Raw genomic sequence first — 24,240 nt, 5'->3', positions numbered from 1 at the left:
TCCTGTGAGTGACGTTTCCGACGACTCGATGGCCAAGGCCAAGCGTCTTGTTCTCGGCTTCCTGCCACAGGATCGGCAGCCGAAGGCGGAAGAGGTCCAGACCGCGGTCAACGCCATCTTCGGTCTGCTGGCCGGGCAGGGCGAAGACCTCGACCGTGAGCTGCTGGTCAAGGAGATCGAGGCGATGACTGCGGTCTTCCAGGAGCGATCTCTCGCGCTCACGGATGCCAAGGGACACGAGCCGTGGCTTCCAGAGGCGAAGATCGACCGCGACTGGGAGTTCTGGGAGCGGTACCGCAGGTATCTCGAGGACGTGGTGAGCCTGCCGCCGTGGGTGGTGCGTCGCCTGGACCAGACCTCGGACGACGTGCTGAGCCAGCTGGAGGATCCTCGACGGTCCGGCCCCTGGCGTCGTAAGGGCCTTGTGATCGGTCAGGTGCAGTCCGGGAAGACGGGCCAGTACATCGGCCTAGCCGCCAAGGCGGTCGACGCCGGCTACCGGTTCGTCGTGGTTCTCGCAGGTATCCACAACGACCTTCGCAGCCAGACGCAGCTCCGGATCGACGAGGGACTCCTGGGTTTCGACACCCAGAACCAGAGCCGCTCGGACGAGGACGGACGTTCCCGGGCCATAGGCGTGGGCAAGATGCCACTGGCCAAGAAGCTGAAGATCGCCTCACCGACCAACAGCGGCGAAAAGGGTGACTTCGGGCTCGCCACGGCCAAGGCGATCAATTTCCCCCTGGGCAGTTTCCCCGTCGTCCTTGTGGTCAAGAAGCACTACAAGATCCTTGAGTACGTCCGGAAGTGGGTGCTGGACGTCCACGGGACCGAGGACGAGAACGGCGAGAAGATCGTCAAAGATCTTCCCCTGTTCGTCATCGACGACGAGGCCGACAACGCCTCGATCAACACGGTTCGCGATCCCGAGGCGGACCCGACCAAGACGAACGCGGCGATCCGCAAGCTCATGAAGAGCTTCGACAAGTCCGCTTACGTCGGTTACACGGCAACTCCCTTTGCCAACATCTACATCGACCCCGATGCCGAGCACACCGAAGCTGGCGAGGACCTGTTCCCCGCCAGCTTCATCCGCAGCCTTCCCTCGCCCACGAACTACCTCGGTCCTGAGAGGGTCTTCGGGCTCCGGGTGGACGACGAGGACGAGGCCGATGTGGAGCCCCTGCCTCTCGTCCGGCACGTGAGCGACGCAGATGCCTGGCTGCCTGCCAAGCACAAGGCCAGCGACGTTCCAGCGAACACCCTCCCTGGGTCTCTGCGCGAGGCGATCTTCTCGTTCGTGCTCTCCTGTGCGGCTCGACGTGCCCGCGGACAGACGAAGGTCCACAACTCGATGTTGGTACACGTCACCCGCTTCACCTCGGTTCAGACCCTCGTCCGCGACCAGGTCGACGACCATCTGCGACTCGCCGTCGACATGATCCGGGACCGGTACGGGAAGGCACCCGAGCTGCGGGCGGAGTTCCGGGCCCTCTGGGAAAGGGACTTCGAGCCGACCACGGACTGTTTCACTCCTGACCAGGCCGAGCGTCTGACCTGGGAGCAGGTCTCGGAGCAGCTCCTGCCCGCCCTCAGGAAGATCCAGGTCAAGACCGTCAACGGCACCTCGAAGGACGCCCTCGACTACTACGAGAACCGGAGGAACGGGCTCTCCGTGATCGCCATCGGCGGGCAGAAGCTCTCCCGCGGCCTCACGCTCGAAGGACTGACGGTCAGCTACTACCTGCGGACCTCGAAGACGTACGACACCCTCCTGCAGATGGGCCGGTGGTTCGGCTACCGCCCCCGTTACGAGGACCTGTGCCGCCTGTACACCACCTCTGCCCTTGAGGACGCGTACGTGGAGGTCACCGCCGCCACGGACGAGCTACGCCGGGAGGTGGAGGAGATGGCCACACGCGGGCTCACCCCGACGGAGTTCGGCCTGAAGGTCCGGGCGTCATCGCTGGGTCTCACCGTGACTGCGGCGAACAAGATGCGTCAGGGCACGAAGATCCTGCTCAGCTACTCCGGTGAAGGGCCGGAGACCGTGATCTTCAAGCTCGCCGACAAAGCCGTTGAGCACAACTTCGGGGCACTTGAAACCCTTGTCCGCCGTGCAAAGGAGAGCAGCGACGCTACCCAGCCCATCGAGAACGGCAACGTCCGATGGGACAGCGTGCCCGCTGACGCGGTGACCGAGTTCCTGAACTCCTACGAGGCCGACCGCATGGCGCAGCGTGTACGTCCTCGGCTCATCGCCAAGTACATCGAGCAGTGCGCAAAGGTCGACGAACTCGGCAACTGGACGGTCGTCTTGGTCGGCAGCACGACGTCGACGAAGCCGGAGAAGATCGGAGATCACACCGTCGGTCTGGTGAAGCGCAAGGCTCTCAACGAGCGCTTCAGGAACGAGGGGCGGTACACGATCCGGCGCGTGCTCAGCCCGCCGGACGAGCTGATCGGCCTCGACGACAACCAACTGAAGGCAGCGAACAGGGCTGCAGCACGGGCAGCGGAACTCCAGGACAAGCAGTCTGTGCCGAAGACGCCGGCCGGTCCTCACATCCGGCGGCAGCGCCGCACCGACCAGGGACTGCTGCTGATCTATCCCCTCGCGGTCCCTGACGCCGACAAGGCAGGTACGAAGGCGCCCCTCGTCGGTTTCCAGCTGAGCTTCCCGCACTCCGACTACCAGACCAAGACCGAGTACGTCGCCAACTCCGTCTGGTTCCAGGAGGACATCTACACGATCGACGAGGAGGAGGACGACGCGTGACCGTCACCGAGGACGAGTGGCACAAGCTGGAGAGCCCGCAGGGTGTCCCAGGGCGGTCCAGCCTCCGCTTGCACCCGGAGTCGCAGCTCGACATCTTCCTCGCCGTCTCCCACCCCGCTCGGCAACGCATGCTGGTCCTTCGGGCTGATGCGCGCTCCGCGGACCCGATCGTGCGCTCCGTCGGGCGTCTGCCCAGGGCTGCCGGGATCGAGATGAACCTGAGTGCCGTGTCGCGCCTTGAATACGAACTCCAGGTGATCCTGACCGCCAACGACCTCAGCGAGGTGTTCAACCCGCTCGTCGCTGACGTCGCCGATGTCGCAAAGGCTGCCCCTGACGCCACCGAGGCCCTGTCCGCAGCCGTGGAACGGTTCGGCAGGTGGCAGGACCTCCTCCGTGCAGTCAGCAGGGACGGGCTGAGCGTCGAGGCACGTCGTGGCCTCTACGGAGAGCTGTTGATGCTGGGCGACGTCCTGTTCGCCGAGCTGTCCCAGCCCGAGGCCGTCGAGGCGTGGACCGGCCCCACGGGAACCAACCAGGACTTCGAGCTCCCCGACGTGGCCATAGAGACGAAGGCCAGCACGGCGAAGCGCCCCCGGAGCATCCGGATCGCCAGCGAGCGACAGCTCGACGGAACCGGCACGTCCGCACTGCTGCTCACCCTCGTCCAGCTCGACGAGCGGCGCGGTGGCACGGGCGAGAGCCTGAACCGACGGGTGGAACACGTGCGTCAGCAGCTCACCGACCCCACAGCGCGTGCCCGGTTCGACGGCCTGCTGATCCAGGCTGGGTACCTGCCCGGGCACCAAGACCTGTACGACGAACCCCGTTACACCCTTCGCGACCTGAGGTTCTGGCACGTGCGGGACGAGTTCCCGAGGCTGGTCGAGTCCGACCTCCCCGACGGGGTCGGCGACTGCTCGTACCACCTGGATGTGTCGGCGCTGGGGGCGTACCGCGCCGAAGTCGACGAAGTGAAGGAACTGATCGGGGGATCAAATGGCTGAGCTCGAACTCACGGAGTTCTCCAGAAGCCTGGTGGCCGACGTCCAGGCGACGGCCGACGCCGAGGGGACGACCACCCCGGAGACGTTCACACGGCGCGTCTTCGAGGACTTGGAGCAGGCAGGCGTGGTGTCCAACACCTTCACCGCCTTCCACAAGGCACATGGTCACGAAGTGCACGGCTACGGCATCGGTGAGTCGGGCGAGTCCCTGGACCTGTTCGTGACTGACTTCCAGCTCACTCCGCTGGATACCAAACTCACCAAGGGGCAGACGGAGACGTGCTTCAGGCGCCTCCTGACGTTCGCCGTGCGGTGCCGGGATGGACTGCAGCAGCACATCGACGAGTCCTTCGACGTGTACGACATGTGCGCGGCGGTCGAGAAGGCACTCACCGAGGTCCAGCGGATCAGGCTCTTCCTGCTGAGCAACCGGGTCGCCACCTTCACCGAGGTGCCGGCCTCGGACCTCGACGGCCTGCCGGTGACCCACGAGGTGTGGGACCTCGCGCGACTGCACCGCCACGCCACGTCGGGTGCTCTTGGCGAGCCCATCGTGGTTCCCTTCTCCCCGCCCCTCCCCTGTGTCTCGGCTCCCAGCTCGGAGGAGGACCACTCGGTGGTCCTGGCCGTCATACCCGGGCAGATGCTCGCTGAGCTGTACGCGGAGTACGACACCCGGCTCCTGGAACTGAACGTGCGTTCCTTCCTCCAGACTCGGGGCGCGGTCAACCGGGGCATCCGGGAGACTCTGCTCCACGCGCCCGGCCGGTTCCTGGCCTACAACAACGGGATCACAGCTACGGCGTCGCAGGTCGACTTCGTGAGAGGGCCGGACGGAGTGCCCACCCACATCTCCGGGGTGCACGGTCTCCAGATCGTGAACGGAGGACAGACCACAGCCTCGCTCCACCACACACTCACGCGCGACAAGGCCGACCTGTCCGAGGTGCGGGTCCAGATGAAGCTGACGGAGGTCGCTCCCGACCGGCTCGCGGAGATCGTTCCGAAGATCTCGGAGTACTCCAACACCCAGAACAGGGTGACCCAGGTCGACTTCAGCTCGAACCACGAGTACCACGTGGAGATCCAGCGGATCACCCGCTCCCTGTGGGCGCCCGCGACGGACGGCAGTAGCCAGGAGACTCACTGGTTCTACGAGCGGGCCCGCGGCCAGTACACGGACGCCTTAGCGAAGGCTCGGACTCCCGCCCGGCAGCGGCAGTTCAAGAAGCTGAACCCGGCAAAGAGAAAGTTCACGAAAGCAGACCTGGCCAAGTACGTCCACTCGTGGCATCGGCTGCCCCACTTGGTCAGCCGGGGTGCTCAGAAGAACTTCGTAGAGTTCATGTTGCGCGTCGAGGAGGCACCACCGCGCGTGGACCTCCAGTACTGCCAACGAGTGATCGGCATGGCCATCCTGTTCAAGGCCGTGGACCGCATCGCTGCGATCCACGGTGCCGGCAGCCACAAGAGCATGATCACCACATACACCGTGGCACGTCTCTCCCTGGCGACCGACCGTCGGATCGACCTCGACCGGATCTGGCGGGAGCAGTCGCTGTCTCCGGTTCTGGAGTCAGCGGTCCATGACCTCTGTCCCAGGGTCATGCGGGCGGTGACCGCACCTCTGGCGGGAAATCACGTCGGTGAGTGGGCCAAGAAGGTCGCCTGCTGGGACGCCGTGTCGGGGGTGCCCTGGACCGTCCCGCGCGCTCTCTCGTCGGAGCTGCTCGACCAACCGCTGGACGAGACCGCGCTCGCGGGCGGTACCGGCGACGAGACGGGAGCGGGCGAGGAGGCTGCTCAGTTCCCTGCCGACGAGTGGTACGCGATCGAGGACTGGGCCAAGGAGACACGCGTCCTCGAGCCGTGGCAGCGGCAGCTGGCTCACTTCGTGGGCAAACGCCTCGAGCTCGGCGAGGAAGTTCCCGAAGCGCAGGCCGTGCAGGCACTTCACACACGGACCGAGGCACTACGCCTGGGGTTCACCCCGGCCCCGTAGGCGATCGAGAGGAAGCCCCAGCGGGTTCGCACATCAGCCGCGAACCCGTCCGGCGCGTCAGAGGTGCCCCTTCTCGATCAGATCCCTCATCGCGTCCTCTGCCCGCCTCAGCACGATGCGACCGTCCGCGTCACTGAAGGCGACGAGCCTGGCGCCCGGTGAGAGGCCGGCCTCCGCCAGCAGCCCGAGCGGCAACTCGACTCGGCCATGGTCATCGACGCTGAGTTCGACTGGTTCCCGGAGCATGGGGAGAGTGTGGCACCCTCCCTTACCCACCACGTCGACAGGCTCGGGTTCTGATCATGACCGAAGGTGACAGCAGACCGGGACAGCAGTGGGTCCCCACTGCCGAAGGAGAACACCTGCGCGGCCGCCGTGCGCGGAACACCAGGCCGGAGATCCTTCTCAGGAAAGCGGTACACCGCCTGGGACTCAGGTTCCGTCTCCAGCAGCAGGTGGCCCCTCGCTGCACCGCCGACTTCGTACTGCCCCGCCATCACGTCGCCGTGTTCGTGGACGGCTGCTTCTGGCACGACTGCCCTGATCACGGTCCCAAGAGGTTCCGAGGCCCCAACGCCTCCCTCTGGCGGGACAAGATCAATGCCAACAAGGCCCGGGATCGACGGAACACCGAGCAGGCCACAGCTGCCGGGTGGACCGTGGTCCGGATCTGGGAGTGCGAGGTCCGTCGAGACGCGATGGAAGCCGCGCAGAAAGTGGCGAAGTCCGCAAACAGGGGCACCACGACACCGCGTCGCCCGTCGGCTACTCCTGCACGGCAGCCAGGGTCAGCAGATCGTCCGGACGCGCCTTCCGGCGGGGGCAGTACGCGATCAGCGGACAGTCAGAGCAGACCGGCCCCTCATCCCGGCACAGGTCGGCTCCTATGAGCCGGATCGCTCCCATCCGCAGAGGGGCGTCCTTCCCTGCGCCGACGAGCTTCACAAGGTTGACGCGCCCCTCGCTGAGCCGGTTCGGGTGATCCGCCTCCTGGCCGTTCATCCGCGCCGCGACCCTCAGAGTTGCCTGTCCGACGAGCATCAGATCCTCGCCGATCAGCAGAAGGTAGAGGGACCTCTCGGCCGGCTTCATACCCAGCTTCTCGGGAACGTCGAGCCGCTTGTCCCAACGCCAGGCGTAGGGCTTGTCCACCAGCGGGGTCAGGCGGTCGAGACGGGACCGGGCCGACACCGTGGGCGCCGCCTCAAGCAGCTTCAGGAACAACGTCGCCGTCAGCGTCTTGGAACGCCGGACGGTGTCCATGAGCTCAGCCATCGCGGCCGGTTTGATCTTCGCCCCGGAAAGTATGGCGACGACCGCTGCATGGAGAGAGAACCGCTCTCCGTCACGCTCACGCGGAAGCTGGTACCAGTCCGCTCCGTCGCGGCGTCGCTCCGCCCACTCCGTGAGGGCACTCCGGACCTCCCGCCAGTGAGGCTGAAGTCCCTCAGCCCCACCGGGGGTACCGTCGGCTGGCCTGAGCACCTCAGCAGCAGCTTCCCCCAGCAGAGGAGGAACGGCGTTGCCAATCTGCCGGAACGCGTCACTCCGAGTGCCTGCGAACCGGAACTTGTCAGGGAAGGTCTGGACGCGTGCGGCCTCCCGCACGGTGAGGGTGCGCAGCTGCTCCGGGTGGATGTACCAGTAGCCGTCCTTGGCGATGTGAGCCGTGATCGTGCGGCTCAGCTCTCCCCAGTCCAGTTTCTTGTACTTGTCCGTGTACTTGTCCGCGCTGTAGCGCTGATACGTCTTCTCTTCATCGGTCTTCAGCAGCTTGTGCAGATCCGAGTACTTGGTGTCGGACTCCATAAGCTCGAAGATCCGATGGTCGTCCTTCCGGACCCTGCGCGTCATGTGATCCCAGACGCGTCCGCGAGGCGCGTCCTCGCGCATCATCTCGGCGAAGGGCGGCAGGTTACGCGACTTGCGGTAGGACATCTCACGCTCGCCGACCCGCTCCGTGGGCACTACATCCAGCACTGGGAGATCGCCGATCGCATCGCGCAGGGTGGTGTGCTTCTGGTCGCGTTCGCGCCAGCTGAAGTCGGCGACATCCCTCCTCGCCAGAAGAATGAGCCGCTTCCGGTGCTGCGGAACGCCGTAGTTCCACGCGTCGACAAGCCGTACCTGCGTCGCGTACCCGAGCTCCTCCAGCTCCTCCTCGATCGTCCGGATCACGAAGAAGTCGTCGTGCAGCCCCATGTCGGGCACGTTCTCCATGAGGACCACACGCGGCCGGATCCGCTTGACGATGTCAAGGTAGGCGCTCCAGAGCTCCTTCCGACGGTCCTCCGGATCACGTCCGTGGTTCTTGACCAGGTCACGGATCTTGTTTCGTCCCGCTCGGCTGAAGGGCTGGCACGGCGGCCCTCCTGCCACGAGATCGATGTCGGCAGGCTTGAGGATCTCCACGAGCCTGTCCCGCTCATCGGGATCGCCGAGGTCCATGTGCAGGCTGAGCCCGGGAAAGTTCGCCCGGTGGGTCTCCAGCGCGCGTTCGTCGAAGTCCACCGCCGCCGCAGTGGTCCACCCCGCCCGCTCGACCCCAAAACTGAGACCCCCGGCACCGGAGAAGAGATCGACGGCCAGCCGCTTGCCCTTACCGAAGCCTTCCAGCCACTCCTGGAAACCCTCTGGTTCGCAGCTGTCGCTGTGTGGGGCAAGCTCAAGGTAGTCACTGCGTTCAAGAGGTACGCCGTAGCCGCTCCCCTTCACAGCACAACCCTCCGTACGCATGACATGAATGAGCACCAGGAGATCACAGACCTCCTGGTGGAAGCAAGGATTCCGACGCCTTGGGCATCGGGAACGGCTGGGCCGCCGACCAGTTCCCAGCTCGGCTTACCGACCCCCGCCAGCAGCGGGCTCGAACCAGTGTTCCACGCCTCAAGATGATCGATCATAGTGGAGTCCAGCGCCGAATTCCGCTCACTCGTCAGGAGTGACGCACCACTCCGCTTGGCTAACGACACCAGGGCGCAGAAGACACGTTCGAACCGTCGGGAGACCGTCGAACATTATCGGCCACCAGCGTCCTTCATCACATGGTCCACACGTGAACCAGTTGTAGAATTCCGCCAGTTCACCGCGATCCGTGGTGCAACAAGCTGAAGGTCACCAGGAGCGGGGGCGCGGGTGGACTCCGAGAACGCCAAGGCTTATCTCCGGCCTCGGGCTCGTCTCATGAGCACCCTGGGCGAGGAGCTGATCAGTAACGAGCGCGTCGCGCTCACCGAGCTGGTGAAGAACGCGTACGACGCCGACGCAAGCCTCGTCGTCATCCGGTTCAACACGCCCCTCGTGGCGGGTAGCGGTTCCATCGAGGTGTGGGACGACGGCCATGGCATGTCGCCGGAGACCGTGCGTGGCACCTGGCTGGAGATCGCCACGCCCCATCGCCACCGGTCCCCGCAGAGCGAAGGACTTGGCCGACGGGTCCTCGGCGCCAAGGGCATCGGCCGCTTCTCCGCGGCCCGCCTCGCTCAGGTGACGTCCCTGACGACTCGCCGACGGGACGAGCAGGAGGTCACCGTACGAGTCGACTGGGGAAGGTTCACGAAGGACGACGACGCCTACCTCGACCAAGTGCCGGTCGACTGGATCTCTGGAACTCCACGCGCCTTCGGTACGGACAGCCCGGCGCAGCAGCTGTTCGACACGGTCACGCAGGGCTTTCGCGACGAAGGACGGCCTGACGACCTCGGACATCACGGCACCCTGGTGCGGCTGGAAGGGCTCCGGCAACAGTGGGACGAGGAGTCCGTCACCCTGCTCAAGCAGTCCCTGGGCAGGCTCCTGCCGCCGGCACCGCCTTCCGAGCTGGACGTGCCGGACCGGCCGGACTTCTCGGTGTACATCGAGATGCCTGCCGGCGAGCTGGAGCATCACACGGGCTTTGTCGGCGCCAGCGAGGCCCTTGCGCATCCCCACTACCGCCTCATGGGCACGGTGGACGCCGACGGGCAGGCCCACCTGCAGCTGCGCACGAGTCACAGCGACGCCAAGACCACCATCGACGAGAGCCTCGTCGGGGTCTCCTCCAGACCGAGTTGCGGTGCGCTGACGCTCGACATCCGCACATGGGACCTCGAAGGCACCTCCCTCCGGCAGCTGCTCAACATCGACGTGGGCGCACGCAGCATTCCCGAGATCAGACAGCTGATCCGCAGGAGCAGCGGCGTGGCCCTCTACCGGGACGGTTTCCGGGTACAGCCCTTCGGCGAGTCCGGGTTCGACTGGCTCGGCTTCGACCTCCGTCGTGTGAACAACCCGACCCTGCGCCTCTCCAACAACCAGGTCGCCGGGTTCGTGTACATCTCGGCTGACGGTAACCCAGGGCTCAAGGACCGTTCCCACCGTGAGGGTCTCATCGACTCCCCGGAGTACGAGGAGCTCAAGGCCCGGATACTCCAGGCCGTCAGTCTCCTCGAGAGCTGGCGTTACAAGCTGCGCCGCCCCGAGCAGCCGGACGAGAAGCTTCTCTCCCCCGGAACACCCGGACACGGACTCTTCTCCGGCTTCAGCCTGGACCCGCTGCGCCAGGTCGTCGAGCAGCGGCACCCCGACGACGTGGTGCTTGGCCGTGCTGTCGAGGACGCATCCGAAACGATCACCGAGGGCGTCCGGAAGGTCCAAGAGGTCCTCTCGCAGTTTCAGCGCCTGGCCACCCTCGGCACCCTCGTGGACGTGGTGCTCCATGACGGAAGGGCCGCTCTCACCCGAATCGCCTTCGTTCTCGAGGACCTGCAGGAGCTGATCGAGAACCTGCGTGGGGAACACGCTGAGCTGGCCGAGGAGCTGGTCAAGGCCCACACGGGTTTCAGCACCCAGCAGGCAGCCCTGGACCATCTCTTCACTCGGATCCAGCCGCTCAGTGGGCGCCGACGCGGACGACCTCGCTCGATCTCCCTTCACGACGAGATCAGGGCAGCCGTCGAGGTGCACGAGGCTGACCTCGCCAAGCTGGGCATCAACCTGGAGATCGGTGGTGAGGACGTCACCGTCACCGTCGCCCCCGGGGACGTGAACACGCTGGTCCTCAACCTCGTTGGGAACGCGATCTATTGGCTTTCCACCACTCCCGAATCCCATGACCGGGCCATCCTCATCGAGACCGGACGGACGCCGAAGGGAGAGGTCGAGATCACCTTCAGCGACAGCGGCCCCGGGGTTCGCGCAAATATACGAGACGTCATCTTCGACACGTATTTCAGCGCCAAACCCGACGGGATCGGCCTCGGGCTGACCATCGCCGGAAGCGTCGTCAAGGACTTCTACGACGGTGGCCTCGCCCTGCTCCCGTCGGGCCCCCTCCCGGGGGCGTGTTTCCAGGCAGTGCTGCGAAGGAGAGTTGGGTGACCTTGTCAGAATCGGGGTTCCGGGTACTCATCGTCGATGACGAACCGGACATCGCCGAGAGTCTCCAGAGCCTGCTCACGCGGAGGCTCACAGATCTGGGCACTGTCACCATCGAGACCGAGGACGACTTCGCCGAAGCCGAACGACGACTCGGGAGTGAACAGTTCGACCTCGCCATCCTGGACGTCAAGGACGGCGGAGGTGCGCTTGGCGACGACGAGGCGGACGAACGCGGACGGGACATGTACGAACGTGTCTCCCAGAAGTGCTGGATCCCGGTGATCTTCTGCACCGGCTTCCCGCAGCGGGTGGAGAGCCTCAAGCGCCCACCGCTCGTGAACGTCGTGACCAAGAACCGCCTGCCCGACTTGGTCGAGGCCGTGCGAGCAGCTCTCCAGTCCGGCGTCCCTTCACTCACGCGCCAGCTCGGAGCGATCACCGACCGCTACATGCGTTCCTTCCTCCGAGACACCATCGCTCCGAACTGGGAGGAGATGGCCGAGTCGGACCAGCACGAGATCCCTCTTGTGCTGATCAACCAGCTGGCCGCATGGCTGAAGGAAAACGCGGTTCGCGAGCTCGACTCCGTGATCTCCGCCAACGGCGGAAACGTCGTGGGCCACTCCTCCGCCGCGAGGGTCTATCTCAAGCCACCGGTGACCCATCACGTCACCGCGGCCGACATCCTGTCGTCGCCCGACGGGGACTGGTGGCTCGTCCTCACGCCCGCATGCGACCTCTATGAGGACCCACCCACAGCTGAAATGGCCAAGAAGCGCCATGCCAAGGCCGAGTTCGTCCGACTGGCACGCGCCCATGTGCTGCACACGTCCCCGCCCGTCGCCGACTGGCAGGCCAACGGCGGCAACAAGCAGCGCGTCTCCGATCTCTTCCGGACCGATCACAACCGCTACCGGGTGCTTCCGAAGTACCTCGACGTGCCGGACCTTCTGGTGGACTTCGAGGACGTCACGTCCCTTCCGTTGCACGAGGTCCGTGACCTGCGCCGCGTCGCCACGCTCGACAGCCCCTTCGCGGAGGCGATGTTGACGGGGCACAGTCGGGCTGTGGGCCGTATCGGAACTCCGGACATCGACTTCGAGAGGCAGAAGGAGGAACTCGGCCTCAAGGGCAACAAGCGGCAGGTCGTGCAACCGTCCGTGCCGGCCGCGCGCGGTACGGAGCCCATACCGATCAGCGACTTGCGGCCCCCTGGGACGGCAATGTGAAGGTCACACCGTCTGGGTATGGACGAACCCCAGCGTCGTGAGCCCTTCAGTGCGGCACAGACGGTCCGAGGCGCCGCCGACTTCGGTCTGGAGTAGCTGGTACGCCGCACCGTGCACCTTTCCCCAGCGCATGGCGGCGCGCCACAGGTGCCGGCCGAGTCCGTGCCCGCGTGCTTCGGGGTGCACGGCGAAGTACTGCGGCATGAGTTGGGCGATTCCTGTGGGGTCGGAACGGATCTCCATGGGGCCGATGGCGCCGATGACGCACTCCTCCATGACGGCGGCGAGGATCGGCCCACAGCATCCGGCCTGAACCTGGCGGTCGAGAAAAGCGAAGCCGTCGGCTTCCATGATCTGGGCGAAGGCGCTGAAGGTGCCGCGCACCAGAGCGGGCCAGTCGTCCAAACTGCGGACCGGGCCGTCAGATGCCGGACAGTGCCGCACCGAAAAGTCCTGGAGCTGGATGCGGACACCGCGGGGGCGTGGTGTCTCCGGGCCCAGGGGCCGGACGACGCGGGCGGTGCCTGCTCTATGGACGGCAGCGAGTTTGACGGCGAGTTCGGCGGCCTGGTCCAGGATGTCGCCCCGGTGACCGTAGGCGAAGACCTTCACCGCTCCCTGGCCGCGGGTAAGCAGAGTGGGGATGAGTGTGTGGTCGGGGTGGTGCACCACGTCCTCGGCGAGGACGGCCTCCTGCTTCTCGGTGCTCCAGCGGCGATCCTTGTCGTACGGCAGGAAGTGGCGCTCAGTTGCGGCCGCGACGAGAGTGGCTTCGAAGAGGTCCACGGTCAGGGCGTGCGGGTGGACGGGGCCGAGGGTGGGCACGACCGGTGCGGTGAGCACGGGGCGGAGCCAGTCCCAGCGGAAGAGCATGCGGGCACCTTAGCGCTGTACGTGAGGGGGCTCCGGCCCGTCGGTGGGACGGGCCGGAGCACATCGGTCGGGCCGGGATTAGTGGGGGTTGTCATCGCCGGCGTCGCAGGAGCATTCAGCGCTCTCGACGACGTCGTCCAGGTCCGCGACGAGCGTCACGGCGGCCGAGGCCACCGGGGGCGCCGCGCGGCGGGCGCTGCTGGGCGGGCCGGTCAGGATCTGCACCGGTACGGGTCCGGGCGTCATGGGGTCACCTTCTCCTTCTCCTTGTCTCCGTGCTGGCAGTAGCTGTGCAGCGGCGCCTTCGCCTCCTGGTAGTGCTTGGCCAGGGGGCGGCAGACCCGGCAAGTGCCGGACAGGGCGCAGCCCTCGCACCCTCCGGTGCGAAGCATCAGGCGGTCGGCGATCGTGCCGAGCCGTCGCAGTCCTTCGATGCCTTCGGCCATGAGGTCGATCTGGTCGTCGCGGCCGACCTTGCAGATCGAGACCCTGGCGTGCGGGTCGGCGTGGAAGAAGGTGTGGCCGGCGTTGCATCCGGCGAACGGTTTGCGCTGCCGCAGGTGGTCTGCGGACTGGGCGAGGAGGGGTTCACCGCCGCCGTAGATCGTCGGGGTCATATTGGTGTACGCGTGATGCTCCACGCCCCACTCCCGTGCGAGCGCGGCCATCTCGTCGGCTTCGCGCGCGTTGTCCTCGGTGACCACGATGTTGATGCGCAGCGGCAGCCCGGCGGCGCGGCCGGCGTCCATCCCGCGCCGGAAAGCCTTCCAGGCGCCGCGCCGCTGGGTGAGTGCGTCGAAGGACTCCTCGCTTGCGCCGTACATGCTGACGACGAGGCGATACGGCGGGCATTCCCGGAAGAGTTGGAGCAGCTCGGGGTGGAAGAGCAGGGAGCCGTTGGTGGAGATGGTGAGCATCATTCCGGCCAGCCAGGCGTACCGGTAGGCGTTCTGGAAGTGCGGGTCCATGGTCGGTTCGCCGCCGGTGATCTGGAGCCAGATGACGCCTGCCTCGCGCATGATGTCCAGGAGCTTGACCTTGTTCTCCCAAGTGAGGCCGGAGAAGGGGCGTTCGCCGAGGTAGCAGTGCTTGCAGCCGAAGTTGCATCCGAGGTTGATCTCCCAGGAGGCCCGGCAGTATCCGTACGCGGACGGCTCGCGGATCAGGAGCGTGTCCCTCGTCGGGGCGCCGGCCACGTCGAGGCCCCAGACTTCGGCCGCCAGGTCGACCGTCCACTCGGGCAAGGGCTGCGCGCCGTCGGCGGCGTGGAGTTGCTCGTAGTGGGTGGCCGGGATGCGGGCGCCGGATCGCGCTCCGGGGCGCAGCAGGAGGTGGCCGTCGAGGAAAGGGGCGGCGATGAGCTGGTGCATGGCGTGCCTTTCACGGTTCGAGTCGGCAGTGCAGGGAGCAGTCCGGGCATGCGCGGCCCGAGGTCGGGTCGGTGCCGCTGCCGTCGCAGGTCGAGCAGACGTCAGCGCGCGGGGCTGGCGGCGGGAACTGGACGCGCCCGAACAGCAGTCGGTCGGCTGCGAGGGCCGCGTCCAGGTAGGCGTCGAGGCGAGCGGCGCCGGCGGACTGTGGCAGCGGATCGAGACCGAGCATGAGGATCGCCTCGCTGGTGCGGGTGACCAGTTCGGTCCAGGTACGGCGGGTGGGTAGCCGCAGTCGGCGAGAGGCCCCGGGGATGTGCAGCAGCACATGGTCGCCGACGAGTTGAAGGCAGGGCTTCAGTTCTGGGATGACCTCACGGGCTCCGGTCAGGCCGCCGAGGCACGCGGACAGTCCCCGCATTCGGTCCTCGGCCGTGACGGCGGTGCCGGTGTCAGTCAGGGCCGTGGTGTGCGTGATCAGAATGTGCGCGATCTCGCGGCCGTCCGGTCCGGCACCCGGCCAGGTCCAAGCAGCGAGCGACACCAAGAGGTGCAGTTCAGGGCCGGATGGGGTGAGCGTGACGCTCATGATGTCGTCCCGCCCGGGGCTTTGAAGCACGACCAGACGATCTTCCCGAACGGGGTGCGCTCCTCCACGCCCCAGCCGTCGGCAAGTGCGGTCACCAGGAGCAGACCGCGGCCGGCGGTGTCCGTGTCGCGAGGCCGACGGGGGTGGGGGTGGAGGCGGCGGCTGTCGTGTACTTCCAGGCGTACGACCTCGTCGTCGGCGTCGAGTCTGACGAGAAAGCCGTGGCCGGGGGCGGTCCCGTGGAGCATGGCGTTGGTGGCGAGTTCGGAGACGCAGAGTCGGACGTCTTCGCCTCGGTCCAGCAGACCCCAGCCGGTCAGGGCCTCGGTGGTGAAAGTCCGTGCCTCGCCGACCGATTCGGGCCGGGACTCGAAGAACCTCTGGATCGTCTTGGTCATCGCGATGGTCCTCATGACTCGGCATCCACGACGCGAGTGGTGCCGGAGCGCGGACGGTGGACGAGACCGCATCGAGAGGCGGTCGAGTAGGCGGGACGCGGGCGCCGGACCAGCAGCAGCCGAGCACCGGCCGAAGCGATCTGTCGCCCGCGTTCGGCCGCTACGGCTTTCGGGCCCAGGTGCGACATGGCGGGGGCGACGACGCCGTAGACGTCCGGCAGCGCCAGCACGTCGAGGAGACCGGTGAACGCCGCTGACGCCGGTCCGGCAGCGTCGCGGTCGGTGAAAAGGCCGGACAACTGCAGCTCGTGGCTACGGCAGTACTCGGCCAGCGAGGCGGCCAGCGCTTCCTGCCGTGCTCGGGTTACGTGTGCCAGCCGCAGAAAGCCGTAGACGACCGGGCCGCTGACCAGGCGATGTTCCGTAAGAGGTTCCATGCTTGGGACCCTCCAAAGGCTCGAGACGTGGTGACGTTCCGAGCATGGCGTCGGACCAACTCGCCGGAAATCACCGCCTGTTCTACTTCCGTTCCACTTCCGTCCCGCTGTCTCCTCAGGTCTGCTTCGATGGCTGGTGGAAGGGAGCGACGCGTGGCGACCGTGCACCACTGGACCGGGCTTGAGGCCAAGGCATTGCGGCTCGCCCTGCGGCTGAGCGTGCGGGCCTTCGCCGAGCGCCTGGGACTGGCGGTCGCGACCGTGTCGAAGTGGGAGAGCAAGCTCGCCGCTACCGAGCCGAGACCCGATACCCAGGCCATCCTCGACACCGCCCTCGGACGAGCGGACGCCGCGGTCCACCTGCGCTTCGAGACGCTCCTGTCGGAGATGGCCGGCACCGTCGCGGCTGTCGGCAGACGTGTCGCCTCGTCCGGCCCCAGGGCGTGGGAGTACGAGTCCTGGGCCGATGACCTCGACCGTGTCGTGGTCGCCCTGGCCCGGCAGAACTTCGCCTTCGCCGACAGCCTTCTCACCCGGTGGCTGAGCCGGTTCAAGGCCCATGAGCTGGACGAGAAGGGCCTGTACCTCTTTGCCCGCTCCACCGCTCTGCTCGGCGACCTCAAACGCGACCAAGGCATCGTCCTGGGCCCGCTCTCGGCCCAGCACTCCTACGCCGGTGCCCGTACGGTCTTCAGCCAGCTCGACATCCCCCGCCGCGTCGCCCAGCTCGATCTGTCGCTCGCCGTCGTCACCGAGATGTCCGGCAAGCTGGAAGTGGCCGCCCGTAACTACGAGACCCTCGCCGTCGACGACCGGCTCTCCCGCCGCGACCGGGCTCGTGCACGGCTGTGGGTGGGGACGGCGCTGAGCAAAGACGGCGAGCACGACTACGCGACCCGCGTCATGCAGGCGGCGACCCGCGAGTTCGAAGACCTCACCGAACCGGACGACTGGTCCGTGGCCCACCAAAAGCTCGCCCTGGCCCGCCGTGGTGCCGGCGACCTTTCCCAAGCCCTGCACTTCATCGACATCGCCCGAAGCAGCGGGACAACCGACTCACCCATGCAACGCGTACGACTGGACACCGCTCACGGCCACATCCTGCTCTCCGATACGGCGACCCAGGATGATGGAATCCTCGTCCTCGACCAGGCCGCCAATGTGGCCGCGCAGTACGGACTCGTGCACCAACTGCGCAGCATCGAGGGCGTCAAGGCCATGAGTGAGGGGCCGACCGGGCCCCGGCAACGGTGACCAGGGAGAACGCGTGCGCAACGACCATCAGGGCATCACCGAGGACCAGTGGCACCAGGCCAAGCTGATCTGGGACTACCACCAGATGCAGCACGAGCTGCGGCCCGTCGACGTGGCGATCGGACTGGGAAGCCACGATCTAGGCGTCGCAACCCGCTCCGCCGAGCTGTACCGCGCCGGACTGTTCCAGACGCTGGTGTTCACCGGCGGCAACAGCCCCACCACCGCCAAGGTCTTCCCTCGCGGGGAGGCGATCCACTTCCGTGAGCACGCCATCGGGCTCGGTGTCCCTGCCGACGCCATCCTGCTGGAGCCCCACGCAGCCAACACTGGAGAGAACATCACTCTCTCCCGCGAGGTCCTCGCCGCCTCCGGCTTCCATCCGGCCACGGTGCTGTTGGTCTCCAAGCCGTACATGGAACGGCGATCGTTCGCGACCGCCCGCAAGCTGTGGCCCGACATCGAGTTCCTCTGCGCGTCGGAGCCGCTGGAGTTCGACGACTACCTGAAGAGCATCGGGGACGAGAAGCTCGTTCTGGACATGCTCGCCGGCGACCTCCAGCGGGTCATCGAGTATCCGAAGCTCGGATTCGCCATCGAGCAGGAAGTCCCCGAGGACGTACATGCAGCGTACGAATCTCTCATTCGCTCCGGCTTCACCAGCCGCCTCATCGCCTCGTGAACAGCCCGCTCCCGGCGGGCTGTGCGCGATCCACCAGCCCAACCTGTTCCCGCGGCTGACGACACTGGCCAAGCTGTTCGCGGCGGACTACTGGATCGTCCTGGACGATGTGCAGTTCACCCGCCGCGACTACCAGCACCGAGCGCGCCTCGCCGCCATCCACGCACCAGGCCGCCAGCAGTGGCTCTCCATCCCCACCCATCTCCCGCGCGGGCGATCCACCCTCATCCGAGACGCGCTGGTCGACAACGCGGAACTCGCGCGCCGCAGGACCGCCGGAATGCTGCGGCAGAACTTCGGAGCCAGCCCGCACTGGCCCTCTCTCGCCCCAGCGCTGGACCCGGTGTTGGACGCCTTCGCCACCGGCCGGACCTCGGTGATAGCTGAGACCTCCACCCGCGTGCTGCTCGACCTGCTCGGCTGGCGGGGCCGGATCCTCAGGAGCAGCCTCCTGCCCGCCAGGCCAGGCCGCTCCCTCCGGCTCGCCGACCTGGCCGCCGCGACGGGTGCTCGCGCGTACCTGTGCGGGACCGGTGGCATGACGTATCTCGACCCCGCCCCGTTCGCTGCCAGGAACATCTCCGTGGCTGCCTTCCGGCCCGCGACTACCGGCATATGGTCGACCGCACGCCGACTGAGTGCCCTGTGGGCACTGGCGTCGCTCGGCTCGGACACCCTGGCTTCCCGTCTCCGTGCCGTTGCCGACGGCCATGCCGCACTCCGGGCCACCGCGCCTGAACTGCGGTCACCGGCAACGTCTGTCTGAGGTGACAGCGGTCCGGAGCCACGAAGGGCTGCCTCCTGCGACCGCTACCGTCGCGGGCGGCTCCCACGCTCCGGCGCGGAAACCGGCGCTGGCGGATGCTGCAGGGCCGAGGCTGTAGTGCTGGCCGCTGGTATCGACCGCGTCGAGCGGATGCGTGCGGCTTCGGCTCGGCTGATACGTACGGGGTTGCGGGCGGTGTGCTGGATACGCGTGATCAAGACCCGCGCCGGGCGGCGGGCGGTGTCGAGTTCGCGTTGCTCGGCGGCCGCCTTGAGGAGCTGGTGCGGCTTGTGGCCACCGGCCTCCGCATCGGCGAGGACTGCTGCGAGAGCAGGCCAGTTCTCGTCGGCGAGGATGCGTTCGGCGTGGTCGGGGACGGCAGCGCGGACGTCGTGGGTAAACGTGCAGCGGACCTGTTCGCTCGGCTGGCGGCGCTCCAGGTCGGCGAGCACTGGGACAAGAGCGTTGTCGGCGGCGGCTTGGAGGTGGCGGAGGGTCTGGCCTGCTGCGTCGGCCTGGTGAGCGTGGTTCCTCGCCTCGTGCCAACGCTGAGCGAGGATCGTTGCCCAGATCATGGCGGCGAGGAGGGCGGAGAGTGCGCTGCCGTCCGGGCCGGTGCCGGAGTGGATGATGTCGCGGGCCGCTATGCGTACCGCATCGCCAGCGCGGTCCTCGGCACGAATCAGGGAGCGTTGAGCGCGAACGAACGCCCTTGATGCTGAACGCAATTCGGCGCGTAGATCCTCAGGGGCGTGCTGAGCGGTGGCCTCGATCAGTTCGCCGAGTGCGGCTATGTGGGCTTGGATTCGCGCGTCCTTGCCGGAGTCGTCGCCGTCGCCGGTCCCGTTGGTCAACTCGGAGTGGAGCGTGTCGAGGACGTCGGTGGCTCGGTGCCAAGGGGTACTGGGACGGTCGCGGCGGGCGGTGGGGTGTTCCTCTGGCGCGGCGGTTTCCAGGCGGGCCTTGAGCTTGGGAAGGGTGAGGTCGGGGGCGATCTTTCCGCCGGGGTGGAAGATCTGTTCGCCGTCCCTGTTGATGTCGCCGGGGCGGCCGACGGCGTAGCCGAGGAGGTCTCCGGATGGTCCGCGGCGGGGCTTGACCGCGATGCCGTCGGCTTCGAGGTAGGCGAGGAGTTCCTCGGCGCTGCCGGCGTGGGGGATGGCGGTGCGGATGTGCTCCTGGAGCCAGTCGCGGCTGGTCTGCTCCCAGCCGAGGCGTTCGGCCTTGTGCATCTCGGCCTGGGTGGGGCGGCGCCCGGCGGTGCGGTCCCCCTTCTTGAGTTGGCGCAGGCCATAGTCGGACTCGATCTGGCGGCAGGCGTTGCCGACGCGGATACCGCTGTCGTGGAGTTTGGGGCGGCGGCCGTCTTCGCGGACGGTGGTGGCGAGGATGTGGATGTGGTCGTCCGCGTGACGTACGGCGATCCACCGGCACCCCAGATCGTCTCCAAGTGGAGCGATACCCGCTGCCTCGACGACCCGCTGGGCGATGTCGGCCCACTCGGCATCGGAGAGGTGCCGGTCCTCGGGGGCCGCGCGGACGGGGCAGTGCCAGACGTGGTCGGTGACCGTCCTTCCGAACTCGCTGTTGCGAAGCCGGACGGGCTCGTCGAGGTGGCGGGCGAGCTGGGTGAGGGTGGCATCGGGGTCCCGGCCGGGATCTGGCATTCCAAGCATGGCGAAGCCCGCGACGATGTGCGGGTCGAGATGCTCGTCATGACGGCCGGGACCGTAGAGGTAGGCGAGCAGACCGCGGGTGTTGGCCCCGGCCGGTTTGATGGCGGCTATCACGCGGTCTCGTCCTTCCTGGGGGCTGCGGGTTCGCGCAGCGCCTCGGCGATCAGTTCCAACAGGTGGTGCAGCTCGTCGAGACGGTCGCGTACGTCGAGTGGGGTCAGGTCGCTGTTGAGGGCGCGGGCGATCTGGTTGACGTTGACCCCGATGCGGTTGAGCTCGCGCAGCACTTGGGCGCGGAACATGTGCGTGCGACGGCGGTCCTCGGACAGCGGAAGGTTGGCGGTGAATCGGCCGGCGACGAACGCGAGGACGATGTCGGCAGCGAAGCCGGATTCCCCCTTGTAGCCATGCTCGGCCGCAGCCTCCTGGAGGGCGGCGTGCTCGTCGCCGGTGAAGCGCAGCGGGCCGACGCGGACGGTCCGCTTGGTGCCGGTGAAACGACGGATCGCCGGCTGGACGCTCTGCACCGCTCGCTCACCGGCCGACGGCTCGGTGGTGGGTACGGGGCGGAGGATTTGCTGCTGGACGGTATGGAGCTCGTCCTGGTCGGAGCCGCCCTCGGCTCCGACCTCCCGGTCCGGCGCCCCCTGGCGCTGGAGCGTCTCCGCCACCCCTGGGGCGGAGATCCCCGAAGACCGGCTTTGAGTCGGACTCGGGGTACTACTGGCTCCGCCAAGAGCCGTCCCTTCTCCGCCAGAGGCCGTCCTTCCGAACGCCCGCCTCAGCCGTGCGAGCAGCGGAGGGGACCGCGGCGGTGCAGGCGGCTCGGCGTGGGTGCCGTCAGGCAGGTGCTGGTTGTGTGACAAGGCGGATGCTCCAGGTGGGGCTCTGCGAGTGAGGCGGAGGCGTCTGCGCGGCGAGGCCCTCGCGTCGTCCACAGGTGTGGAAATCTGCGGGCCGGTCGGCCGGTGCCCGGGTGGCCGCAAGAGTTCCGGTCACCCGGGCAAGCCCGGTGTCAGCGTTTGGAGACCTCGATACCGGCTGCTTCGAGTTCCGGCCGAAGCAGCTCCATCACCTCGGTCTGCCGCTCACTGCCGATCGCCAGGTCTCGGTCCTTGACGGCTGCTCGGAGCAGGCCGCGCGTGAGTTTGCCGTGCTGGTGGCCGGTGGTCCGGCCGATGTCCGCCAGCTCCGCGATGGTCGCCTTCGGTGGCCGACCGCCGCTCGATTTGGTCCCCGGTACCTGGGGCGCAGGTTCTGTCCACTCGTCACCGGGAGCTTGCGCACCATCGGGAGCGGCATCCGGCCCGTGGCTGTGGCTGAGGCCGCCGACCGACCGGCCCCGCAGCTGTACGGAACCGATGCCCGAGGAGTCGTCGGACGGTGCGACGAGTTGGTGGATCTGCCGCATCAGGACGCCGAAGGCGACCATCGCGGCGGCCGGAGGAACGGCTGCGACCACGTAGTCGAGGAGCGGGACGCTGCGCGCGTCGCCCGTGCCGTTGACTCCGCTGACCCCGGCGACGTTCAACGCGATGGAGCCGACTGATCCGGCGGCGGTCACGGCGATCGCCCAGGGGTCGGTTGTACGGCGCAGCGCCGCGCGCAGCATGAGTAGTTCGCCCGCGACGATGAACGCGTCCAGCGTGGCGGGCCAGGCCCAGCGGCGGATCGGGGCTACTCCGAGCCCGTGCTGGCCGGCGACGTCGGCGAGATGTGCGTAGGAGAGCCAGAACGCTCCGGCTGTCAGGGCGACGATGACGATGCCGGCCGCGCCGAGCGCGAGCTGCTCGGCGTCAGCCCGCCTCTTCGGCTGCCCTTCGTCGCGGGCGTCGTCTCGTGGCTGTGGTGCTTGCGTGGTGAGGTCCGGGGCGGTCAAGCGGGAAACTCCTGGGGGTGGTGGTGTGGGGCGTATTTGCCGTCTCAGCCGTTGCAGGTGCAGGTCAGCGCGGGACGCCAGCGCTCTGCACATGCCGTCTCAGCGAGCAGCGCCAGCGTCTTGTCCCGGTCCGGGGCAGGGAAGCGGCGGCTTCGATTCGGCTCTGGCCCGGAGGTGGCTTGCCCATGCCGGGACGGCTGCGTCGCGGCAGCCGTCCCGGCAAGCGAGGCTCTGACCAGCGGCGATACGGCAAGGACGCCTGGGACGCGGCAAGACGGATGTGGGTGGTGTCTCCCGACAGGTGAACTACCCGCGCGGAGGAGACATCTGGTTTGCCGTCTTGCCCTCTGTTGCCGTCTTGCCGATGCGCGCTCTGACCTGCGAGATCACGGCAGGGACGGCAAGGACGGCAGCCAAGGGGCGGGGCTCAGACCTCGCCGCGAGGGGATTCGACCGGGTGGACGGTGGGACAGTACCGCCGCCATGCGTCGAGGAACTTGTTGCGCGTGTAGCCCTTGCGCTGAGTCCGGTCGGCCATGCGCACGTTGCCAGGCCGGATGTCATAGTCGCGCAGCATCCCGCTGAGCTCCCGGGAGGTCAGGCCGTAGCGTCCACGCTCTCCCCACGGGGCTTCGGCATCCGCGTTCAGGTGGTGCAGGAGGTCTTCGGTGGAGAGGCTGTCCGCCTCCCGCTGCGCGAAGAAGACCCGTCGGATGTCAGCGAGGATGCGCGCCCCGCTTGGGTGGTCCTCCTCGGCCGCCACCTCGGCGGCGACCATCCGTGCGCACGCGATCCGTGCGAGCCGTGGCCAGCGACCACCGGCCAGGTCCGCGACGATCACAAGAGGCTCCCAGGTGTCGGCGGCTCGATCCTCGACCGGCATCTCCGGCTCCAAGACCGCAGCGTCCTCCAGCAGCGGGAGGGCCCAGGCCCGGATACGGTCGCGCAGCTCGTGCAGGGCCGGGATGTCGCGCCGCGAGCGGAAGGGTTTGACCTTCTCGCCCTCGGCCCTGCGGCGCATGCGGATGACGACCGACCGGTCCATGACCGTGTCCGGCAGGTCTCCGATACCCGCGATGGCCGCCATGGCGAAGGTGGCGAACTTGTGCGGGGTGTGATCGTTGCCGACGACCCGGGTGACGTAACGGCCGCGCTGATGACCGGCGTTGAGCAGGCCGCGTGTTTCCTCGTTCTTCTCCGCGACCTTGGGGCCGAAGATGGTGTCGGCCTCGTCCACCAGCAGCGTCGGCGGCTCATCCTCGTTGATCGAGCGGAAGATGGCCGCTGGTGTGGTGTTGATGGTGAGCATCGGCTCGTGGACCGTCTCGGTCAGCACGTCCAAGAGCCGTGACTTCCCGCACCTCTTCGCAGGCCCGACCACCGCCAGCCGTGGGGCGTGCTGCCACGCGGGCTGGAGCTGCGTCGCCGCCACCCACAGGGTGATCGCGTCGAGCGCCTCGGATGAGGGCGGGATCACGAACTGGGCTATCTGGGAGCGTAGTTCGTCCAGCAGCTTCGAGCCCGGTGTCGGCTCCGCGTCGGGAATGCACTCCAGGCCCCTCGCCGGGTCCGCCTCGCTGCTGCCGTCGGCCGGACCGTCGTACGCGTCCACTGTGGCACCGCCGGCCTGGTCGGGGCGCAGGCGGGAGCCGGGCCGGCCGGGGATGGCTGTGGCGGGCCAGGCCGCTCGGGCGGAGGCGGAATAGGAGTCGGGGTTCTCGGGTTGCACTGGGCGGCTCCTCGTCTGGCGGTGTCGGGCTTGCACGCCCCTGCCGCCGGGTCGGATCTCACGGGATTGCTGGGGAGTCTCGGGGCCTCCGGCGTTGCACCGCCGGAGGCTCTCCCTTTGCTCGCGGGGGTTTCGGTACCGCGAGCGACCACGGACAGTACGTCCACGCCATGCCACAGTCCAGCGTTTCTGTGTCAGCTCAGCGCAGAATG

20 protein-coding genes and 1 pseudogene are annotated in these 24,240 nt (G+C 67.5%); 9 read left to right on the top strand and 12 right to left on the bottom strand.

Annotated elements, in window-relative coordinates:
* Window positions 1-4: 4 nt before the first annotated feature.
* The 3 genes from ACIRB1_RS32530 to ACIRB1_RS32520 are packed head-to-tail and all read left to right on the top strand — an operon-like array spanning window position 5 to window position 5,788.
* Window positions 5-2,779, top strand: a complete 2,775-nt coding sequence (locus ACIRB1_RS32530) for a Z1 domain-containing protein (RefSeq protein WP_403467904.1) — start codon at window positions 5-7, stop codon at window positions 2,777-2,779.
* Window positions 2,776-3,786, top strand: a complete 1,011-nt coding sequence (locus tag ACIRB1_RS32525) for a PD-(D/E)XK motif protein (protein WP_403467903.1) — start codon at window positions 2,776-2,778, stop codon at window positions 3,784-3,786. Before ACIRB1_RS32530 ends, ACIRB1_RS32525 begins: the two co-directional genes overlap by 4 nt.
* Window positions 3,779-5,788, top strand: coding sequence for an AIPR family protein (locus tag ACIRB1_RS32520; RefSeq protein ID WP_403467902.1), 2,010 nt, complete (start codon window positions 3,779-3,781; stop codon window positions 5,786-5,788). The genes ACIRB1_RS32525 and ACIRB1_RS32520 overlap by 8 nt, the downstream gene beginning before the upstream one ends.
* Before the next feature lie 57 nt (window positions 5,789-5,845).
* On the opposite strand, the gene ACIRB1_RS32515 is transcribed toward ACIRB1_RS32520, so the two are convergent.
* Entirely contained in the window at window positions 5,846-6,034 is a 189-nt protein-coding gene (locus ACIRB1_RS32515) for an AbrB/MazE/SpoVT family DNA-binding domain-containing protein (protein WP_098893778.1), read from the bottom strand.
* Window positions 6,035-6,090: 56 nt separating this feature from the next.
* Here ACIRB1_RS32515 and ACIRB1_RS32510 point away from each other — a divergent pair.
* Window positions 6,091-6,459 (top strand): annotated as a pseudogene (locus ACIRB1_RS32510) (very short patch repair endonuclease); the annotation flags it as partial.
* 94 nt (window positions 6,460-6,553) lie between these two features.
* On the opposite strand, the gene ACIRB1_RS32505 reads toward ACIRB1_RS32510, so the two are convergent.
* Window positions 6,554-8,539 carry a DNA cytosine methyltransferase gene (locus tag ACIRB1_RS32505; protein WP_403467901.1) on the bottom strand — a complete coding sequence of 662 codons (1,986 nt, stop codon included), beginning with the start codon at window positions 8,537-8,539 and terminating at the stop codon, window positions 6,554-6,556.
* Window positions 8,540-8,971: 432 nt separating this feature from the next.
* Here ACIRB1_RS32505 and ACIRB1_RS32500 point away from each other — a divergent pair, with 432 nt between their 5' ends.
* Window positions 8,972-11,146: an ATP-binding protein gene (locus ACIRB1_RS32500; protein WP_403467900.1), complete on the top strand. Its 2,175-nt coding sequence runs from the start codon at window positions 8,972-8,974 to the stop codon at window positions 11,144-11,146.
* A complete protein-coding gene (locus ACIRB1_RS32495; RefSeq protein ID WP_403467899.1) occupies window positions 11,143-12,375 on the top strand; it encodes a hypothetical protein in 1,233 nt (410 codons plus the stop codon). The genes ACIRB1_RS32500 and ACIRB1_RS32495 overlap by 4 nt, the downstream gene beginning before the upstream one ends.
* 3 nt (window positions 12,376-12,378) lie before the next feature.
* Here the strand turns inward: ACIRB1_RS32495 and ACIRB1_RS32490 are convergent, their stop codons facing one another.
* The 6 genes from ACIRB1_RS32490 to ACIRB1_RS32465 all read right to left on the bottom strand — a co-directional run bounded on the left by ACIRB1_RS32490 (window position 12,379) and on the right by ACIRB1_RS32465 (window position 16,042).
* Window positions 12,379-13,248, bottom strand: coding sequence for a GNAT family N-acetyltransferase (locus ACIRB1_RS32490; RefSeq protein ID WP_403467898.1), 870 nt, complete (start codon window positions 13,246-13,248; stop codon window positions 12,379-12,381).
* Between the two features lie 78 nt (window positions 13,249-13,326).
* Complete coding sequence (locus ACIRB1_RS32485; protein WP_403467897.1) at window positions 13,327-13,494, bottom strand: hypothetical protein; 168 nt, start codon at window positions 13,492-13,494, stop codon at window positions 13,327-13,329.
* Window positions 13,491-14,618 (bottom strand): radical SAM protein, encoded by a 1,128-nt coding sequence (locus ACIRB1_RS32480; protein ID WP_403467896.1) that lies wholly within the window; start codon window positions 14,616-14,618, stop codon window positions 13,491-13,493. The genes ACIRB1_RS32485 and ACIRB1_RS32480 overlap by 4 nt, the downstream gene beginning before the upstream one ends.
* A 10-nt stretch (window positions 14,619-14,628) precedes the next feature.
* On the bottom strand, window positions 14,629-15,207 hold the full coding sequence (locus tag ACIRB1_RS32475; RefSeq protein WP_403467895.1) for a hypothetical protein: 579 nt from the start codon (window positions 15,205-15,207) through the stop codon (window positions 14,629-14,631).
* The gene (locus ACIRB1_RS32470; protein WP_403467894.1) at window positions 15,204-15,605 is read right to left on the bottom strand and encodes an ATP-binding protein; all 402 of its coding nucleotides are present in this window, start codon (window positions 15,603-15,605) and stop codon (window positions 15,204-15,206) included. The genes ACIRB1_RS32475 and ACIRB1_RS32470 overlap by 4 nt, the downstream gene beginning before the upstream one ends.
* An 11-nt stretch (window positions 15,606-15,616) precedes the next feature.
* Window positions 15,617-16,042: a hypothetical protein gene (locus ACIRB1_RS32465; protein WP_403467893.1), complete on the bottom strand. Its 426-nt coding sequence runs from the start codon at window positions 16,040-16,042 to the stop codon at window positions 15,617-15,619.
* Window positions 16,043-16,195: 153 nt separating this feature from the next.
* Here ACIRB1_RS32465 and ACIRB1_RS32460 point away from each other — a divergent pair, with 153 nt between their 5' ends.
* From ACIRB1_RS32460 to ACIRB1_RS32450, 3 genes are read left to right on the top strand one after another with little or no spacing between them, the layout of a single operon-like run.
* The gene (locus ACIRB1_RS32460) at window positions 16,196-17,296 is read left to right on the top strand and encodes a helix-turn-helix domain-containing protein (protein ID WP_403467892.1); all 1,101 of its coding nucleotides are present in this window, start codon (window positions 16,196-16,198) and stop codon (window positions 17,294-17,296) included.
* 13 nt (window positions 17,297-17,309) lie between these two features.
* Window positions 17,310-17,978, top strand: a complete 669-nt coding sequence (locus ACIRB1_RS32455; RefSeq protein ID WP_403467891.1) for a YdcF family protein — start codon at window positions 17,310-17,312, stop codon at window positions 17,976-17,978.
* Complete coding sequence (locus ACIRB1_RS32450) at window positions 17,920-18,744, top strand: WbqC family protein (protein ID WP_403467890.1); 825 nt, start codon at window positions 17,920-17,922, stop codon at window positions 18,742-18,744. Before ACIRB1_RS32455 ends, ACIRB1_RS32450 begins: the two co-directional genes overlap by 59 nt.
* Before the next feature lie 44 nt (window positions 18,745-18,788).
* Here the strand turns inward: ACIRB1_RS32450 and ACIRB1_RS32445 are convergent, their stop codons facing one another.
* The 4 genes from ACIRB1_RS32445 to ACIRB1_RS32430 all read right to left on the bottom strand — a co-directional run bounded on the left by ACIRB1_RS32445 (window position 18,789) and on the right by ACIRB1_RS32430 (window position 24,028).
* On the bottom strand, window positions 18,789-20,534 hold the full coding sequence (locus ACIRB1_RS32445) for a relaxase/mobilization nuclease domain-containing protein (protein WP_403467889.1): 1,746 nt from the start codon (window positions 20,532-20,534) through the stop codon (window positions 18,789-18,791).
* A complete protein-coding gene (locus ACIRB1_RS32440) occupies window positions 20,531-21,091 on the bottom strand; it encodes a MobC family plasmid mobilization relaxosome protein (protein ID WP_403467888.1) in 561 nt (186 codons plus the stop codon). The genes ACIRB1_RS32445 and ACIRB1_RS32440 overlap by 4 nt, the downstream gene beginning before the upstream one ends.
* Window positions 21,092-21,435: 344 nt before the next feature.
* Window positions 21,436-22,299: a DUF2637 domain-containing protein gene (locus ACIRB1_RS32435; RefSeq protein ID WP_403467887.1), complete on the bottom strand. Its 864-nt coding sequence runs from the start codon at window positions 22,297-22,299 to the stop codon at window positions 21,436-21,438.
* Window positions 22,300-22,726: 427 nt separating this feature from the next.
* Window positions 22,727-24,028, bottom strand: a complete 1,302-nt coding sequence (locus tag ACIRB1_RS32430) for a DUF3631 domain-containing protein (protein ID WP_403467886.1) — start codon at window positions 24,026-24,028, stop codon at window positions 22,727-22,729.
* Window positions 24,029-24,240 lie beyond the last annotated feature (212 nt).

Origin of the sequence: Streptomyces sp. NPDC096013, from assembly GCF_044763565.1 — a bacterium.
Classification (GTDB): domain Bacteria; phylum Actinomycetota; class Actinomycetes; order Streptomycetales; family Streptomycetaceae; genus Streptomyces.
Note: the sequence above shows the minus strand (reverse complement) of the source record. Positions and strands in the feature narration are given on the sequence as shown.